Source organism: Chloroflexota bacterium (assembly GCA_018648225.1).
GTDB lineage: Bacteria > Chloroflexota > Anaerolineae > Anaerolineales > UBA11858 > NIOZ-UU35.
In genome coordinates this window covers 1-17,405 of the sequence record JABGRQ010000115.1, presented here as the reverse complement: position 1 = coordinate 17,405, position 17,405 = coordinate 1, and the positions used below count along the sequence as shown (strand labels likewise).

The following is a 17,405-nucleotide window of genomic DNA, read 5'->3' as shown; positions in this document are numbered from 1 at the left end:
TTAATAATGGGGCTGGCGCTCAAACGGTTGATTTTGCCGTCGAAGTTGATAACCCCTTAGCCACTAGCGTCACACAAATAACGAATAATGCTTCCATCGCCGACGAGTATAACTACAGCACGGATACTGCAACAGACACGAACGAACTTGCGACTTTGGGTAAAGGTATTCTGGATACCAATCAGACCTTTACTACAGGGGACGATGTCGCGATTGGTGAATTGGTCACCTATCGGGTGGTACTCTATATTCCACCGCATAGTGCTGGTGGCGGCGCCTGGTCCGGGTTGATACCCAACCTGACTATGACGGACGATCTGGACGAAGGTTTGGCTTTTGTCGATTGTCTCAGCGTAACACCTTCTTCGGCCAATCTCACCACCGATTTGATTGGCGATTTTGCCGCAGCCTGCAGCCCAGATACTGTCAATCCGCAAAATGGCAATCCCGCCATCTACCCAATTCCCCAAACAGGCTCAGGCAGTGCCGACGATGTTAATCAGGGGCGGCGGGTTCTCTTTGATTTGGGCAATGTGACGAACAATGGTACAGTGAACGAAACCCTCACTATTGAGTATCGCGTCGCCGTGCTGGATAGTGAGGATAATCTGCGCGGGGTGGGATTAAATAATACTGCCGTGGCAACCTGGGAGCAGAACAGCACCAAAAATGAAAGCACTGCCCTCGCATCGAACGTGACGGTTGTGGAGCCTTGGTATTATCTTGTCAAACGCGCCGACCAGACTTCCGTATTCACTGGCGCAACGATCACATTTACGATTGAAATCGGCCAGCGTGCCGAAAGTGATGCAGATGGCTTTGATGTTGTACTCAGCGATCCGTTGCCGGGCAGTTTGCACTATGTTCCCGGTACGCTGCGCATCGAAAGCGGCTGGGATGATGGGGGGACGGCTGTGATTAACGACAATGATCCAACCAACTTGCGCGTTACCTGGGAAAACTTCCCATTGGGGCAGACTGCGAATGTAGAATTTCAGGCTGTGCTGGATCGCCGGGCGCAAGAAAGTGTCGAGAATACAGCCTATCTGGCGTGGACCAGCCTCCCCGGAGATATGACCGCGGCACAATCGCCATTCAACCCCCTCTCCACGGAGCGCTTTTATGACCCACCATCTACCGTAGATATTTATGGCGCAGCGAACTCGTTGATAATTATGATCCGCGGGACCGCTTTGCCCGAGACTGGTTTTGCGCCCGGGGAAGTCACTGTAACCGAACCCGATGTGGGGACCAAGCCCTATGCATTGGATGACACGATTTGGCTGGATATTCCTGCCGAGCAGGTTCATGTGCCGGTTGTAGGGATTCCGCTCACCGAGCAGGGCTGGGATCTGACCTGGCTCTCAGAGCAGGCTGGTTATCTCGGGGGCACAGCTTACCCTACCCTACCAGGGAATACCGCGCTAACTGCCCATGCCTATTTGCCCGATGGCACGCCGGGTCCCTTCATCGCTATTGACCAACTCAAATGGGGCGATCCGATTTTGCTCCGCACGCCAGCTGCAACCTATGTTTATGAAGTGCGCCAGAGCTACTACGTTGAACCCAATGATCTTTCACCGTTGCGCGCTAACGATGGTTATGATTGGATTGCACTGATTACCTGTCATCAGTACGATGATGATTTACAAGCTTACCGCTGGAGGGTTGTCGTGCGAGCCGTGCTTATCGAGGTTGTTGAAAAATAAATTTTGCTTATACAATCAGGATGGATTGCTGAGAAACCATCTGTATTTATGAGATTTTTAGGTTCATTGCTTGACCGTCGTTTTGCATGATGGTATAGTGGCGCCCAATATGTCACAATTGTTCTTACGCACCAATATCAATACCACTGATAATACTAATCGTCGTCACAAGGCGATTGGGCGTTGGTGCGCGAATGTAAGAGCTTAGTTCAAGACAATTCAGCAAAACTTGTTTGACCAACGCCCCGAAACACGGGGCTTTTTTTTATCTAAGGAGGCTCCACAATGGCACCTAAAATTTCGCACGATACCCCCGTTTTCGCCGTTCCTGATGAAAATCTTGTCCCGGTCAGCCAGCATTTATCGGAGATGGCGGTTATTCCTCCCTCACGCATGTTCTTGATTAAAAAATCGCTCAAGGTATATCAGGATAAATACCCTGAACTCCCGATTTTTGACGCCTCACAGGGGGATGGCGGCGCCAGTTTACCCGGTGTACCGCGTGAACTGTTGGAGCGGGCGCTGGAATTACAAATTGAGCACGGCACCAGTTACGATATGCCCTTTGGCACTCAGGCTTTTCGTCAAAGTGTAGCCGAAAAATATTGGCAATTTGACTCCGAATCCGGCTACGGCCCGGCAAATATTCTGAGCGCTACGGGTGGCCGTGATGCTCTGGTGAAGGCTTTTCAAGCAATGCTGGTGTTGGGGTATGGCCGTCAGGGTGATGTAATCATGGTCTCGCGGGTGCCGTGGATTTCATATAATTGGGGGCCTTATGGGGTCGGTGCCAATGTGATGTGGTCGCCGGGACACCCCGATGAGGGTTGGGGGTACACCGAAGAGGGCATTAAAGCCGGGGTGGAGTTCGCCGCTAAATCGGGCCGTAAAATTGCCGGGATTGTGATTACCAACCCCGATAACCCCACCGGCCTGACCATCTCGCCGAAGCGTCAGGCTGCTCTAGGGCGCGCCGCCCTCGATGCCGGGGTAGCCTTTGTACTCTACGATTGGATGTATCACTTCGTCACCGATGAACAGCCCATGGATTTGAATGCCTTCCTGAAAACATTTACTCCGAAAGAGCGCAAACGCCTGCTCTTCTTGGACGGCCTCACCAAAAGCCTGGGTGGCTCAAATATCCGCAACGCCCACCTGATCGCTTCGGAAGAAGTGATCAAATTTATAGTTGCGCGAGCCTCGCACTCGGTAATCCCGGCTTTCTTTGGTCAGGCCGTAGCAATGGCGGCCTACGAGATGGGCTTTGCTAAAGCCAGTGCCACGATTAGCGAACCCACCAGTGCCAGCCGTAAAGTCTTGAAAGCTTTTCTGGATCAGCATCAATTCAAGTATGTTCTGGGGAAAGGTTATTATGCTTTTATTCATGTCGGTCCCTGGCTTGAAAAGCGCGGCTGGAGAGATACTGAACCCTTTGGGCAATATATCGCCGAAGAGCACGGTTTGGCCGTTGTGCCGGGCGCGTTCTTCTCACCCTATGGCGGCGAGTGGATCCGTTTCTCATACGCAACGCCAGCAGAGCGCACACAGGGCGCAGCCGAGCGTTTGTTGCAAGGCCTGAAAGCGCTGGAATAACAAACTCATTCACCGCAGAGTGCGCGGAGAACATAGAGTTTTTTTGTATTTCTGTGGTGGTCAACAGTACCTTGAACATTGTGTCCAACCTTGTCATTCCGAGCGCAGCGAGCGAAGCGAGGAATCCCTGCAAAGTGGTTTGATTTATCGCCTACGCAGGCACTTTTTTTCGCTTGACTTCAGGGATTCTTCGTCGCTTTGCTCCTCAGAATGACACCGTAGAGTGTTCAGGCTACTGTTGACCACTACAGTTTTTTTGTATTTCTCTGCGTACTTTGCATTCTCTGTTGTAAATACCTGAATGCGGCGGAGGTCGCCTTATGTATAACCCTGCTCAATTTGCCGAGAAATACCAACTGGCACTGGATACGGCCCTCAAAGACCAACCTCAAAATGGTATTTGTGGCATGGAAAGGGAATGGCATTTGCTCGATTCCCAATTACGCCCCCTGCTCACCGTTGGCTCTGGTCCCGATAAAAAATCGTTCGTCGATTATTTGCGGAATTGTTGTATTTCGCCAGATTTGAGAGCTTACAGTCAGCTCGAAGCCTTTCATTGGATGACCGAATGGGCGACGCGCCCTTACTACCATATACGCGGCGCGGTTTACGAAATTCACCTGCTGGAGGCCGCGCTGGTCAATGCAATCCACAGCGCCGGGCAGCAGTTTGGAGAACGCTTATATACCTGGCAGGGGAATTTGCTCTACCTCACCGATGTAAGCATCGATTCGGTGCCATTTTCCTGGCCGTTAGCGAAACGTCGTTATGTACAACGCTGCGTTGATATTTATGGCGATACATTGGCGACGGCAGGAACCCACGCCAATCTATCCCTGCCTGAGCCGCTCCTGGCCTGGGATTTCATGCATTTGCCTGCTTCCGAACGGCGCGGCCTGCACCTGGATGATTATAAGAATCGCATCTATACCACAGGCACGCGCCTGATGCGGGCATTTGCGGCGTTGTTTATCGCCACATCTGCATCTACACCGTTTCAGGCGCAAATCAATGCCGGGCAGCCTGTGGTCGTACTCACCGAATATGATTCAATCCGTAACCTGACCTTCCCAAACCCCACAACGCTGGATGTGCCCGATTTGTATCGTACACATCGCGATTATCTCAATTTATCTTACGAGTTGGTGCGCAGCGGGGCGCGTTTTGGCAATAATAACTGGACCCCTGTGCGAGCGCGTTCCAATGTGGAGCCGATTGAGCGTTTGATCGCTGTCACCGATGAGCAGTTGCACAGTATTTACAACCGAGGTTTGTACGCCCTCGGAGAGAGCAGCCCGGTAGACGAGATGGCGCGCCTGATCGAAACCGAAAACCTGATGGCGCGCATCAACATTCCCATGGCGCGTGTGGAAGTGCGCACCGACGATGGCGGCAATCCGCTGGAAGTCGATATTGCCAATCTGATGCTCAAACAATTATTACTCATGCGCTTCTACGCCGACCCTGAATTTGCGCGCGGTTTTCGCTATGATGCTGAAGATATTGCCCGCGCCCGTCGTAATGAAACGCAGGCTGCTCGATACAGTCTGCGCGCCAAAATTGAGAATCCGCTCACTGGCAAGCCAATCGAGATGCGCCAATTCCTTCACTGGGTGCTGCAACAGGTACTTCCATTGGCCGAAGTATTGGGCTGGCAGGATGATTTAACACCTCTGGTTGAGATGGCTGCCGGAGGTCCGAATACGGCTCAAAAATTGCGCGCTCGCCTGTGCAACGAGTTTAGCCAGTGCGATGATGTACCGACCGAATTGCTGCGGCAACTCGCCGAAGAGCGCGAAGCTGAACTCAATCAGAATATTAAGTCGATTGCCGCCGATCAGGCGTTTCTGGTGCAAGAAGATAATAAACTGGGCGATCTGTTACAATCGGCGCGGCATCATGTGCGTCTGGCCCCTGCGGCTCCAATCCGCTTTCGCCCGCTAGAAGAGGAGATCAAAGCAATGAGCTACCCTGATAAAACAAGCGAGATTGTTGAGCTTGCCAAAAGCCTGATTCGCATTCCATCGATCACGGTTGGCGCGGAAGAGCGTCTGGATGAAGTCCATCGCGCTGCTACGCTGGTGTTTGATTATTTACGTGATCACGGCCTGGAAGTACGCTATTTCAACAATGCCAAATACCCGGCGGTGCTGGCCGCCTGTCCGGGACAGATGCACGCCCCGGTGATGTTCAGCGGCCATTTCGATGTGGTGGCTCCCGAACCGGATGACAGTCAATTTGAGCCGCGCCTGGAGGGCGATTACCTGTGGGGGCGTGGCTCTGGCGATATGAAAACTGTGGTAGCCACCTATATGGTCTGGCTAAAAGATACGCTCAAAGCTGGACATCCCTATCCCCCGATCAACCTGATGCTGATTGGCAACGAAGAAAATGGCGAAAGTGAGCCGATGGGCACACCCCATGTTTTACAAGTACTCAAGAATGAAAGCGGCTATGCCCCGGAACTTTTCATCGCTGGAGAACGCACCGAGGAGAGTGGAACTGGCCTGTGGGGGGAAGTTTGCACACAAAATCGCGGTATGATGCGCTTTGATGTGGTGGGGCGCGGCCAGCGCGGTCATAGCGGAGTAGCTGGTGCCCAGGCCGATCTTAGCGAACGCATGTTAGCGGCCCGCGGCGCGCTGATCGAGATCATGGCGCAGTATCTTACGCTTGAAAGCGCCGATGGCTGGCAATCTCAAGCGCGTTTTCCTTTCCTGAAGGTTGGCACGCCGGGGGTGTACAATATCACCGCAGATTACGCGATCCTCGGCGTTGAAGTGCGCCCGATCCCGCAAGACGATGTCGATGCGCTATTTGCCGCGGTAGAGCAGTATTGCGGAGAAGTTGGGCTGCAGGTAGAAAATGTGATCAAAGAGAACGGCATTGTTTGTGACCCCCAAAATCCCTATTTGGCAGCGTTGATCGAAGCCGTCGCTCAGGCTTCTGGTGAACCCGCTCAAATTGGACGTAAATTGCCCGGGACCAGTGCCCGCTTCGCCCCCCGCGGGCAGGGCGTGGTTTGGGGTCAAAGTGGCATTGGGCCGCATTCCAAGGTTGAACGGCATTATATCCCCAGCATTTTGCCATATTATCAGGCCCTACAAGCATTTGCCAAAATTTTGCTTCGGGGTTAGGGTAAAGGAATCTTTGAAATGACTTTGTCTGAAAAACCTGTCGTCATCATTACCGGCGCTTCATCAGGGATTGGTGAAGCGACCGCTCGTTTATTGGGCGTTACGCATGGCTATTGCCTGGTGCTGGCTGCACGGCGCATGGAGCGGTTGCAGGCTCTGGCGGATGAAATCGAAGCCGCGGGCGGGCAGGCATTGCCCGTTGCTACGGATGTGACCCACCTTGACGACATTCAGCATCTGGTTGAAGTTGCTTTGGCACGCTTCGGGCGGATTGATGTCTTGTTCAACAACGCCGGATTTGGGCGCATGAAATGGCTGGAAGAACTGGAGCCGGTGAAGGATATTGATCTTCAGCTGAAGGTTAATATTTTTGGGGTGATACAGATGACCCGTGCCGTTTTACCTTATATGATTCAGCAGCGCAGCGGGCATATTATCAATATGGCTTCGGTAGCCGGGCTGGTAGCTACGCCGACCTATACGATCTACGCGGCCAGTAAGTTCGCAGTGCGCGGTTTTACAGAGGCCTTACGCCGCGAAGTGGGTATCTGGAATATCCATGTCACAGGGATATTTCCTGGTGGGGTGGCGACCGAATTTATTGCGCATACTGGAGTCAAGCGTAAAACAGGCTTGAGCACTCCAAAGCTGCTCAAATTAACCGCCGAAGACCTCGCACAGGCAGTATATAAAATCATCCAGCGTCCCCGCCGAACGGTGATACTCCCCTGGCCAATGAAAGTAACCTATTGGCTTAACACACTTTTCCCCGGCCTGGTAGATTGGAGTATTGAACATCGTTTTACGATTCCGGAGCGTTTAAACAAATAGCCCCAACCGGGGCTATTGACTGTATGGCTTCTGTTATTGAAAACGCTAGTCCTTATCTTTGGGGGGTTGTTCAACGATTTCGATTTCTTCGTCGGGTTCGTCTACCGGGCTGATATTCTCCAGCGCAAGAATCCCGTTACGGGCCTGATTGAGCAGACGCTCCAACTCTCTTTCAACGCGCAAGAGTGTTTGAATAACGTAGTTATCGGCTTCGAGGCGTGTTTTTTCGGCATCGATTTCAGCCTTTTTACGCACTTCATCTGCGCGAACTTTGGCAGCCTGAACAACAGCATCCCGTTCCACAAGCTGGTTACTTTTTTCGCGGGCCAATCCCAGCGTGCGGTTGGCTTCTTCCTGGGATTGCGCCAGAATACGGTCGCGCTGGGTAAGTACCTGTTGCGCTTTTTTGACTTCGTCCGGAATTGTCACGCGCATCTGATCAATTAAATCTAGCATGCGATCTTCATCCACAATCACATTATGGGTGAGCGGTATGGGACGGCTTTCGTTGAAAAGTTCTTCGAGTCGATCTACAAGATGGAGTATGTCCATGCGATGTCTCCTGAGAGGACACGGCGAGCGAGGGAGTTATAACTGTGGGGCGTGGGTCACGCTTCTGCAAACAGAATCTTACAACCCCAGATTATCTGATTTAGTTGCAAGGTTTGATCCAAGATAACACGGAATCAAGCACTTCGTCAAGTAGCCCAGTTGGAGCGAGTGCAGATCAATCCCGCAGCGATGAAGTTGGCACAATATCTTGTTCGTCACCGAGTTCGGCAAAACGAGTTTTAAGGGCAGCTTCGACATGCAAAGGCACCAGGCTGCTGACATCACCGCTGAGAGATGCTATTTCTCGCACCGTGGACCCCGAAAGGAAGGTGTGTTCTTCGTGCGTAATCAGCGCCACAACTTCAATATCCGCAGAGAGCCGGTGGTTTGCCAGTGCCATGCGGAATTCGTATTCAAAATCGGAAAATACGCGCAATCCGCGTACGATTACCTGTGCACCGATCTCTTTGCAAAAATCAACCGTCAGGCCGCTGTACCCCGTTACATGGATATTCGAGTCATTCTTGAAACATTCTTCGGCAAATGCAATTCGGTCGGCAGGAGAAAAAACCAGCGACTTAAGCGGTTTGTCGTAAACGGCTATAATAACTTCATTGAAGAGGCGGGATGCGCGTTGGGCAATATTTATATGCCCATAATGGATTGGATCAAAGGTTCCGGGGAAAACAGCTCGAACCATAGAATATCCTTGAATTCTAGCTAATATCCGTGCTTTCAATCTGCCAGAAGCGCTTCAGCGCAACAGCAAGCGTTTTGTGTTCGGGCGCTGTCAAATCGGCATCGCGCTCGAAAAGCGTGGCGGCATGTTTCCGCGCTTTCTGAATTAACTGAATATCCGTCAGGCTGGCTAAACGTAAGGCTGAGAAACCTGATTGCCGCGTGCCCAAAAAGTCGCCGGGGCCGCGTTGATCCAGGTCTTTTTCGGCCAGTACAAATCCATCGTTGGTTTCAGCCATTGCTAACAGGCGTTCATTTTCGACCGCGTCGGCGCTGCCCGGAATCAGCAAGCAATACGCTTTTGCTGCTCCGCGTCCCACCCGGCCGCGGAACTGGTGCAATTGCGCCAGCCCGAAACGATGCGCGCCTTCGATCAGCATCACCGTGGCATTGGGAATATCCACACCAACTTCAACGACTGATGTGGATACCAGAATATGAAACTCGCCATCACGGAACTTTTCCATTACGGCGTCTTTTTCGCCGGGGGTCATGCGTCCATGCAGTAAACCTAATTTGAACTGGCTAAATACTTCTTTTTGCAGGCGAGCATGTTCTTCAACGGCAGCCTTCTCTTCGCTTTTGTCGCTCTCTTCCACCAGTGGATAAATAATAAAAGCCTGATGCCCATTATCGACCTGACGGCGAATAAGGCTATAAGCGCGTTCGCGCTCTTTCGGGGAAAGCACATGTGTTTCTACGGGTTGACGCCCTGGTGGCATTTCGTCAATCACCGAAACATCCAGATCGCCATAAACCGTCAGCGCCAGCGAGCGCGGAATGGGGGTGGCGGTCATCACCAACAGGTGCGGATTATCGCCCTTTTCGCGCAGCGCAGCCCGTTGATGCACGCCAAAACGATGTTGCTCATCAATAATTGCAAGCTGTAAATCAGCGAATTCCACCGGGTCTTCAATCAGCGCGTGTGTGCCGATAACTACTTTGATTGCGCCTGTAGCCAAACCCGCGCGAATTTCGGCCTTCTCGTTCTCAGGCGTTGCCCCAATCATGAGATGAATCTGTTCGGGTAAAAGAGCGCCTTCTCCTTTACTGAGAATTTGCAGCAAGTTGTGATAATGCTGCTCCGCCAGAATGCTGGTCGGGGCCATCATGGCGGCCTGTGCGCCTGCCTGAACGACCATCGCCATCGCCATTGCCGCGACCACGGTTTTTCCGGAACCCACATCGCCCTGCACCAAGCGGTTCATCGGATGCCCGGCAGCCAGATCATGGATAATTTCGTCCAGCGTGCGTTGTTGTGCGCCCGTCAGGTTGAAAGGTAGCCTTTCGATCTGAGCCGAAAGCCAGGCGGGATCAATCTCAAAAACGCGGCCCAGGCGCGCCGCCCAAATTTGCTTTTGTTGCAGCACGCCCAATTGCAATAAAAAGATTTCATCAAAAGCCAGCCGGTGTCGGGCTTGCCCTAACATTTCCCACGATTCGGGGAAATGGATATGTGCCAGGGCCACGGATAAATCGAGCAATTCGGCTTCTTCGAGCAATTGAACGGGCAAATAATCTTCAACTTTATCGGCCCAATCGGTCACAACCGCGTGCATTTTGTTACGCAGCCAGCGCTGGGTGATCTTGGCCGTCAACGGATAAATCGGCACAACCCCATCGGCCATCAGATGTTTCTTTTCCACCGGCGACCAGTCTGGGGAGTTCATCGTCAGCCGCCCCAGGTATTGGTCGGTTTTGCCAGAGAGCACAATCTGATCCCCGCGCTGTAATTGTGTGGCGATCCAGGGCTGGTTGAACCAGGTGGCCCGAATTGCGCCGCTGTTATCGCTGATCACGGCTTCAACAATTTTCACGCGTCCCCCGCGTATCGACCGGGTAGTGATCGATTTTACTGTGCCAATCAGGCTCACTTTTTCGTCGTAGCGCAGTTTAGCAATTGGCATCATGCGCGAATAATCGTCGTAGCGGCTGGGGAAATGGTATAGCATATCGCCCAGGGTGCGGATGCCCAGATTTTCAAGCGTTTCTGTGTAACGTTCCCCAATATGCTTGACGGTGGTGACACTCCCGTGAAGGTCGGCGCGCTGACCAGGGGGGAGTTGCACGCGCGGCCTGGGGGCTGATTCTGCTGTTTGGGGCGTTGCATCCACCTCGGGCGGAGTTGGCTCATCCTGTGCCTGGGGTGCGGGTTTTTCCTCCGGAACCGGGGAAACTTCCATCTCCTCAGTGGGTTGGGGGTGATCTTCCCCCAACTCCCGTTGGATGCGATTCCATAATCCAAAAAGGGTCTCTTTGCGAGAAGTTTCACTCAAGCGGTGATAATCGCGCAGACGCGCGCCAACCGCCTGGATAAGGGGTTCGGGTAAGCCATCGTTGCGGGCTTCAGCGCTCCAGTGTTCGAGCATTTGTTCCAGACCGCCAATGACAGCATTATTCTGATACCCGTTTTTGGCTTCTAGTTTAAAGTAGTTGCGGAGTTTTGTGATTGAAGGCTTCATTGGGGCTATTTTACCAGTTTGTGCCTATTTCAGCACAGCGGCAATGCCCAGGCCATTGGGGCCAACGTGTGTGCCGATCACGGGTGTAGCGTTGAGCACATGGATGGGTGAGGGCAGGTTCAGGGCTAAATCTGCAAGCAGTTGGTGAGCATCGGCCTCGGCGTTGGTGTGCATAATGGCAAGTTCTTCGAGCGGGCCGAGTTTGTGGATCATGGTTTTGAAGTGTTCAATGGCTTTGCGGCGGGTGCGTGCTTGACCCATATTGAGCACTTTACCTTCGCTTACTTCCACAAAAAGTTTGACGCGCAGCAACGCGCCAATGCGGGCCGTTGCCCACGAAACGCGCCCGCTGCGGCGAATATATTCCAGTGTATCCAGCATTGCCAGTACACGGATTCTCTTTTGGAAGCTGTGCAAATGATCGAGAATTTTTTCTGCGCTAAGCTCCTGCGCGGCAGCTTTGGCGGCGGCCAGCACTTGAAAGCCAATCCCCATGGAGAGTGATGTACTATCGATAACATGCACGCGCTCCCCAAAGGACTGAGCGGCGATTTTGGCCGTGTTGAATATGCCGCTCAACTGGCTGGCAACATGTAGCGAGAGAATGGCTTTAGCGCCTTCCTGAAAGAGCTTGGTATAGATTTCCTGAAATACGCCCATGGAGGGTGTGGCGGTGGTAGCGGGTGTGCGTAAATAGGGGAGGCGCTCGTAAAATTCTTGCCGTGAAATATCTTCGCCATCGGTGAAGCTTTCCCCATCCATGACGATGATCGCCGGAACGACGCGGATGTGATGTTGCTTTACCAATTCAGGCGGGATGTCGGCTGTGCTGTCGGTGACGATTCCAATACGCATAGTTTTGTGTCAAAAACAGGGGTATGCGGGTGCGCACCCGCATACCCCTGTTTTTGAGTTTCTCCCTTTGTAGATTTTATTCGATGGAAATAATGAATTGATAATGGGGTTGTCCGCCGTTTTGAATTTCAACTTCAAGATCGGCGTAGGTTTCTCGAATTTGGTCGGCAATCTGGTTGACTTCAGCTTTCTGGATGTCGGCGCCGTAAAACAAGGTAATGAGTTCGAAGTCATCCGCGGCGGCTTTTTCCAGAAAGGCCAGGCAAGCGGTGGTGAGGTTGTCCGTTGACAAGATTAGTTTTCCGTTGTGCAGCACAATGATTTCACCCTCGTTGACGTTGACTCCGTCAATTTCCACCGTGCGGGTGGCGATGGTGATTTCGCCAGTTTCCACATCTCCCAGGGCCGATTCCATATCGGCGACGACAGCATCGAAATCGCCATTCGGGATCAGGCGCAGCAGCGCGCTAAGTCCTTGGGGAACGGTGCGGCTGGGGATTACCGCGGCTTGTTTTACGGTCACCTCGCTGGCAGCTTTGGCAGCCATGAAAATGTTTTTATTATTGGGCAGGATGATTATTCGATCGGTGGGCAAATTTTCGAAGGTCTGTAGAATCTCTTGGGTGCTGGGATTCATGGTCTGGCCGCCCTCGACGATAGCGGCGGCACCCAGGCTGGCAAAGACATTGGCAATTCCAGGGCCAGGGGCCACAGTAATCACAGCGATTTGACCAGGTTCCACCGGGGTAAGTTTTATGGGCTGCGCTTTGCTGGACTTTTCAATGTCTTCCATTTGGGCGAGCAGGTTTTCGATATGTACTTTGGTGATGGTGCCAATCGACATGGTGTAGTCAATGGGTTCGTAGCGCTTTTCGGTGGGTACGTGGATGTGCATGCGATACATGCCTTCGCCTTCACCAATTTGAATCGAAGTTCCCATTTTTTCCAGATCGCTGTAGAATTGTTCGAGAATTAAAGGTTCATGCGGTCGGAAATCTACCACCACCTCATAATCCTGGCCTTCTTCTACGGTTTCCATGGCGTTATCGAAATTTAATGCCGACAAGGATTTTACCGAGGCGACCGCCGTATCCAGTGGCATCCCCTTTGAGAAGCGCAACATGCCATCCAAAAGGAAGAAAAACCCTTTGCCGCCCGAATCAACAACGCCAGCATCCTTGAGCACGTCAAGCAATTCAGGCGTGCGTTCTACAGAAGCACTGGCTTCTTCTACCGCAATTTCAAGAATTTCGTAGGGGTCTTGGGTTATTGCCAGCGCTTTTTCAGTTGCGCTGGCAATATCTTTGGCGACGGTTAGGATTGTGCCTTCAACAGGGCGCACAACTCCTTTGTAGGCTGTGTCGCGCGCAACTGCAAATGCCTTCGCAAAAGTCTCCCCGTCAAGTACGTCTTTACCGTCAAGGGCGCGAGCAACCCCACGCCATAATTGCGATAGAATAACTCCGGAATTGCCGCGTGCGCCCATCAGGGCGCCTTGCGCCAGGGCGTTTGCAATTTTTTCGATGCTGCGTTCGGGGGAGTTTTTAATTTCGTTATATGCCGACTGCATGGTGAGTACCATATTTGTCCCTGTATCGCCATCGGGAACAGGGAAAACATTTAGCGCATTGACCATTTCGTGATTGGTGCGTAGCCAGGTGAGGGCTGCAAAGGCTAAATTCTTGAAGGCTAATCCGTCAATGGGTTCCTGGCGCAATTTTTCAACAAATCCAGGTGTTTCTTGGGGTTGCGGTGGTGTCGTCATAAATGAAATACTCCTAAAAAATTATCAGTTACAGGAGAATCGTAACCGATACCGTTAATGGGGAATGTCCCAGGTGTTGCGCGTGATTACGATTCAAATTCGCTGATTCTCAACCCCTGAACATGAACATTGATCTCATTAATCGGCACCCCCAGCGATTTTTCAACATGAAAACGCACCGTGTTAGCAACGCTGGAAGCCACGGACTTGATGCGGGTTCCGTACTCGATGATAATATACATATCAATATTAATATATTGTCCGGTGTAGCTGACTTCAGCACCATGGGTAGGGTCTTTGGTGAGCAAGTGTGCGATGCCGTCAACAACATTTTTCGATGCCATACCCACAACGCCGTAAGACCGCAGTGCAGCCTGATAGGCAATTGTAGCGATAGCTCGTGGGGCAACATGAATGCTGCCAATGGGGGTAGTTTCGTTTGTCATGGTTTTACTCGCTTGAAAGAGATTCTGATGTGTGGTAATATTCTCCGGTTATTGGCGGCATGAAGGTATATGCCGTCCTGGTATTATAAGACTTACGCAGTTCATTGAGAAGAGCTTCATCATTTTGGGTATCTCTCTGTAGAATGCGTTAGCGCTTAATATTATTTTTGAAAGGAACGGTACGATGGCTGTTTGTGAAAATTGTGGAAAGAAGACCGCTTTTGGTCGCAATGTTCCCTGGTCGAAAAAATCAACGCTTCGGCAGTTTAAACCTAATCTGCAAAAGGTTACGGTTTATAAAGATGGTCAGAAAGTTCGCAAGACTTTGTGTACTCGCTGCATCCGTACGATGGTAAAGACCGCATAGTCTAGAGTGTTATTGGGCGATTTGCCCTATTGTTATTCCGACATCTGAAAAATAGGGGATGGGCAAGGTAATTCGTACCTCGCCCATCCCCTATTTTTTGCTATTTAATCAACATTTATGTGCTCGAAATACTGGATGCTTTAACACACTCCTGACAAGATAGTTGCACAGAAATCACAAGATGATTATCGCTGAATAGCAGATACATACACCCACAGCCAAAACGGTACTAAACCACCAATTGCCAGCAAGGCTATTAGCCCCAAAAACGCCGTACCCCAATCAATATCTAGCGGATCATTTTTAGGAATAGCAGCTTTTCTGACTGGTTGGGATTGTATTGGTGATACAGGAGGAGATGGCGGAGTCGCAACAGGTTCATAGTATATGGGTTGAGCGTCTGGACGTGGAGCGGGCGGGGTAGGCTGCGATGATGATTTGTTTTCTTTTGAAAAAGTTATCAGCACGCGTCCCAATTGGTCAGCAGTCCGGTAACGGGCCGAAGGCTCTTTCGAGAGCACCTTCATAATAATTCGGTTGAGATTATCGTCAATGGTGTCGCGAATTTCTTGCGGTGGGCGCGGGTTTTCATCTCTGTGCATGCGCGCCAACTCCGCCCCTTTTTCTGATTCAAAGGGAAGTTTCCCGGTGAGCATCTCGTACAGGATTACGCCCAAACTATACACATCGGATGCTGGGGATGGAGAACGCCCACGGGCTTGTTCTGGCGCAAAATATTGCGGTGATCCCCATACGATTTCTGAGCGTTCATCCGGGTGAATCGAAGCCAATGCCCGTGCAATGCCAAAATCTGTAACTTTCAGGCGTCGATCCGGAGTTACGAGCATATTCTGGGGCTTGACATCACAATGCACCAACCCGGCTCTGTGTGCGTACCCAATTCCGGCACACGCTTGCACAATCAGTGATGTTGCCGACGGCGTAGAAAAACGCCCGCGTTTCTCGATCCACTCTTTGAGCGTAGCCCCGGGCATATGTTCCATGACTATGAAAATTCGCCCCTGGTCTAGCCCAAAATCATGTACGGTAACGATGTTCGGGTGTGAAAGATTTGCGGCCGCTTTGGCTTCCTGGCGGAAGCGTTCGCGAAAAGCAGGGTCATGCGAAAAATTCTTGCGCAAAACTTTGATCGCTACGGTGCGTTCCAGCATTAAATCGCGGGCTTTGAATACTACAGCCATCCCGCCGCTGCCCAGTTGCTCTTCTAATTGATAGCGATTGTTGAGAAGATTTTCCATAAGCTTCGCATCTATTTGTCTTTCGGGTAGAATTGTACCATTCTTGGTGTCGGAATAATAATCATGCCTCAGGCCTATATTGTCTATAATCCATCTGCGGGAAGATTCCCATCTATGATGTTGACCGAACGAGCTGCCAGCGTTTTGAGTGCTGGCGGGTGGCAAACTTGTTTGGAGCAAACCAATGGTGGGCCACATATCACCGAATTGGCCCGCCGCGCTGTGGATGAAAAAATGGATGCCTTCTTTATTGCCGGGGGCGATGGCTCAATTAATTTTGCGGTCAAGGGCTTGCTGGGTAGCGAAACGGCATTAGGCGTTCTCCCTGCGGGGACTGCCAACGTGTGGGCGAAGGAATTTGGTCTTCCTGATCTCACCTGGACTCGTTGGATGGCGCTCGAAGAAAGCGCCCGCCGCTATATAACTGCCACAGTGCGAAAGGTGGATGTCGGTTTTTGCAACCAGAGGCCTTTCTTGTTGTGGGGCGGTATAGGGTTGGACGCGCTCATCATTCATCACCTTGAACCGCGTAATCGTTGGGCAAAGAGTTTTGCTGTGCCACAGTATTTATCGGGTTTATTACAGCAGGCGGCAGTCTTTGAGGGTGTTGACTTGCAAATTCAAGTAAATGGTCAAGAAATTTCAGGACATTATATTTTGGCAGTCGCCAGCAACATCCATCTTTACGCGGGTGGCATAGCCGAAATCTCTCCGGCGGCTCGTCTGGATGATGGGCAAATGGACCTATGGCTCTTCACCGGAGCAACTTGGCTAGAGGCAGTTACGCACGCCTGGAATTTATACTCAGGCCAGCATGTGCGTTCGGAACAGGCGCGCTGCATTCCGTTCTGCGAAGCGAGCATAAGCTCAAATACGCTTTTGTATGTTCAATTGGATGGTGAACCAATCGAAGGCATAAATCAGGTGATACTCTCTGTGCAACCGCGTGCGCTAAAAGTACTGGTTCCCGAAAAAGCCCCCCGTACCCTATTTTTGGATTGATATATGCAAGCAGCGCGAAAACATCACCTACCTATTTTTGAAATGCTTGGAGCGATCTTGATTGCTCTAGTATTATTACTCTTTGTGATGTTGCTAATTAATCTCACACGGCCAGCGCAGACTCCCACAGGGTTGGTTACTGCTATTCTCACAGTGATTCCTGCCCCCACAGAAACGCCTACTCCACCTGCTCCGGCAAACACCCCCACCCCCCAGGATGATGTGCCGCAAAGCCCGGGAGCTGGTGTGCTGTATGTGGGGGCTTATGTGCAAGTGGCTGGTACTGGCGGCGATGGTTTGCGAATCCGCAGCGGGCCGGGTTTGAGCTATGACCAGCAATATCTAGGGCTGGAATCTGAAGTGTTTGAAATTATCGCCGGGCCACAAGATGCCGATGGATACACCTGGTGGCATCTTTCGGCACCTTATGATGCCAATATTAATGGTTGGGCGGTATCGAATTATCTCGAGGTTGTGGATGAGCCCTAAATTGCTCTAACATGTACATCGCAAAATAGGTAATAGGAATCAGAAATTACAATTATGGCAAAAACTGAATTTGATTATATAGCAGAACAATATGAAAATATGCTTAGGCAAAATATTGGTATCTATGGTAGGGATACAACTTACTATGCAGAACATAAAGCGATAATTATCTCTCAAAATTCCAATAAAGTACCCACTAG

The 17,405-nt window shown here is 51.3% G+C and carries 14 protein-coding genes; 7 read left to right on the top strand and 7 right to left on the bottom strand.

What is annotated here, in order from left to right:
- From HN413_11380 to HN413_11365, 4 genes are all read left to right on the top strand, one after another.
- Positions 1-1,709 (top strand): sortase (locus HN413_11380; protein ID MBT3390999.1); only part of this gene is annotated, 1,709 nt, incomplete at its 5' end.
- 285 nt (positions 1,710-1,994) lie between these two features.
- Entirely contained in the window at positions 1,995-3,302 is a 1,308-nt protein-coding gene (locus HN413_11375; protein ID MBT3390998.1) for a pyridoxal phosphate-dependent aminotransferase, read from the top strand.
- 320 nt (positions 3,303-3,622) lie between these two features.
- Complete coding sequence (locus HN413_11370) at positions 3,623-6,439, top strand: M20/M25/M40 family metallo-hydrolase (protein MBT3390997.1); 2,817 nt, start codon at positions 3,623-3,625, stop codon at positions 6,437-6,439.
- Positions 6,440-6,463: 24 nt separating this feature from the next.
- Positions 6,464-7,270, top strand: coding sequence for an SDR family oxidoreductase (locus tag HN413_11365; protein MBT3390996.1), 807 nt, complete (start codon positions 6,464-6,466; stop codon positions 7,268-7,270).
- Between the two features lie 45 nt (positions 7,271-7,315).
- On the opposite strand, the gene HN413_11360 is transcribed toward HN413_11365, so the two are convergent.
- From HN413_11360 to HN413_11335, 6 genes are all read right to left on the bottom strand, one after another.
- Positions 7,316-7,822, bottom strand: a complete 507-nt coding sequence (locus HN413_11360) for a hypothetical protein (GenBank protein MBT3390995.1) — start codon at positions 7,820-7,822, stop codon at positions 7,316-7,318.
- A 175-nt stretch (positions 7,823-7,997) separates the two neighbouring features.
- Entirely contained in the window at positions 7,998-8,522 is a 525-nt protein-coding gene (coaD, locus tag HN413_11355) for a pantetheine-phosphate adenylyltransferase (protein MBT3390994.1), read from the bottom strand.
- 16 nt (positions 8,523-8,538) lie between these two features.
- Positions 8,539-11,022, bottom strand: a complete 2,484-nt coding sequence (recG, locus tag HN413_11350) for an ATP-dependent DNA helicase RecG (GenBank protein ID MBT3390993.1) — start codon at positions 11,020-11,022, stop codon at positions 8,539-8,541.
- A gap of 24 nt (positions 11,023-11,046) precedes the next feature.
- A complete protein-coding gene (locus tag HN413_11345; GenBank protein ID MBT3390992.1) occupies positions 11,047-11,877 on the bottom strand; it encodes a DegV family protein in 831 nt (276 codons plus the stop codon).
- A gap of 76 nt (positions 11,878-11,953) precedes the next feature.
- Positions 11,954-13,642, bottom strand: a complete 1,689-nt coding sequence (locus HN413_11340; GenBank protein ID MBT3390991.1) for a DAK2 domain-containing protein — start codon at positions 13,640-13,642, stop codon at positions 11,954-11,956.
- Between the two features lie 86 nt (positions 13,643-13,728).
- A complete protein-coding gene (locus HN413_11335) occupies positions 13,729-14,088 on the bottom strand; it encodes an Asp23/Gls24 family envelope stress response protein (protein MBT3390990.1) in 360 nt (119 codons plus the stop codon).
- A 184-nt stretch (positions 14,089-14,272) separates the two neighbouring features.
- Between HN413_11335 and HN413_11330 the strand changes: the two genes are divergently transcribed.
- Entirely contained in the window at positions 14,273-14,455 is a 183-nt protein-coding gene (locus HN413_11330; GenBank protein MBT3390989.1) for a 50S ribosomal protein L28, read from the top strand.
- A 185-nt stretch (positions 14,456-14,640) separates the two neighbouring features.
- Here HN413_11330 and HN413_11325 read toward each other — a convergent pair whose 3' ends face one another.
- Positions 14,641-15,714, bottom strand: coding sequence for a protein kinase (locus tag HN413_11325; protein MBT3390988.1), 1,074 nt, complete (start codon positions 15,712-15,714; stop codon positions 14,641-14,643).
- 63 nt (positions 15,715-15,777) lie between these two features.
- Between HN413_11325 and HN413_11320 the strand changes: the two genes are divergently transcribed.
- Positions 15,778-16,716, top strand: coding sequence for a hypothetical protein (locus tag HN413_11320; protein MBT3390987.1), 939 nt, complete (start codon positions 15,778-15,780; stop codon positions 16,714-16,716).
- A gap of 57 nt (positions 16,717-16,773) precedes the next feature.
- On the top strand, positions 16,774-17,205 hold the full coding sequence (locus HN413_11315) for a hypothetical protein (GenBank protein ID MBT3390986.1): 432 nt from the start codon (positions 16,774-16,776) through the stop codon (positions 17,203-17,205).
- The last annotated feature ends 200 nt before the right edge of the window (positions 17,206-17,405 follow it).

Excerpts from the sequence above, each read along its gene's own strand:
- HN413_11345 (MBT3390992.1), bottom strand. The coding sequence starts at position 11,877 with ATGCGTATTGGAATCGTCACCGACAGCACAGCCGACATCCCGCCTGAA.
- HN413_11320 (MBT3390987.1), top strand. The coding sequence starts at position 15,778 with ATGCCTCAGGCCTATATTGTCTATAATCCATCTGCGGGAAGATTCCCA.
- HN413_11330 (MBT3390989.1), top strand. The coding sequence starts at position 14,273 with ATGGCTGTTTGTGAAAATTGTGGAAAGAAGACCGCTTTTGGTCGCAAT.
- HN413_11335 (MBT3390990.1), bottom strand. The coding sequence starts at position 14,088 with ATGACAAACGAAACTACCCCCATTGGCAGCATTCATGTTGCCCCACGA.
- HN413_11325 (MBT3390988.1), bottom strand. The coding sequence starts at position 15,714 with ATGGAAAATCTTCTCAACAATCGCTATCAATTAGAAGAGCAACTGGGC.
- HN413_11360 (MBT3390995.1), bottom strand. The coding sequence starts at position 7,822 with ATGGACATACTCCATCTTGTAGATCGACTCGAAGAACTTTTCAACGAA.
- HN413_11370 (MBT3390997.1), top strand. The coding sequence starts at position 3,623 with ATGTATAACCCTGCTCAATTTGCCGAGAAATACCAACTGGCACTGGAT.
- HN413_11340 (MBT3390991.1), bottom strand. The coding sequence starts at position 13,642 with ATGACGACACCACCGCAACCCCAAGAAACACCTGGATTTGTTGAAAAA.
- coaD (MBT3390994.1), bottom strand. The coding sequence starts at position 8,522 with ATGGTTCGAGCTGTTTTCCCCGGAACCTTTGATCCAATCCATTATGGG.
- recG (MBT3390993.1), bottom strand. The coding sequence starts at position 11,022 with ATGAAGCCTTCAATCACAAAACTCCGCAACTACTTTAAACTAGAAGCC.
- HN413_11375 (MBT3390998.1), top strand. The coding sequence starts at position 1,995 with ATGGCACCTAAAATTTCGCACGATACCCCCGTTTTCGCCGTTCCTGAT.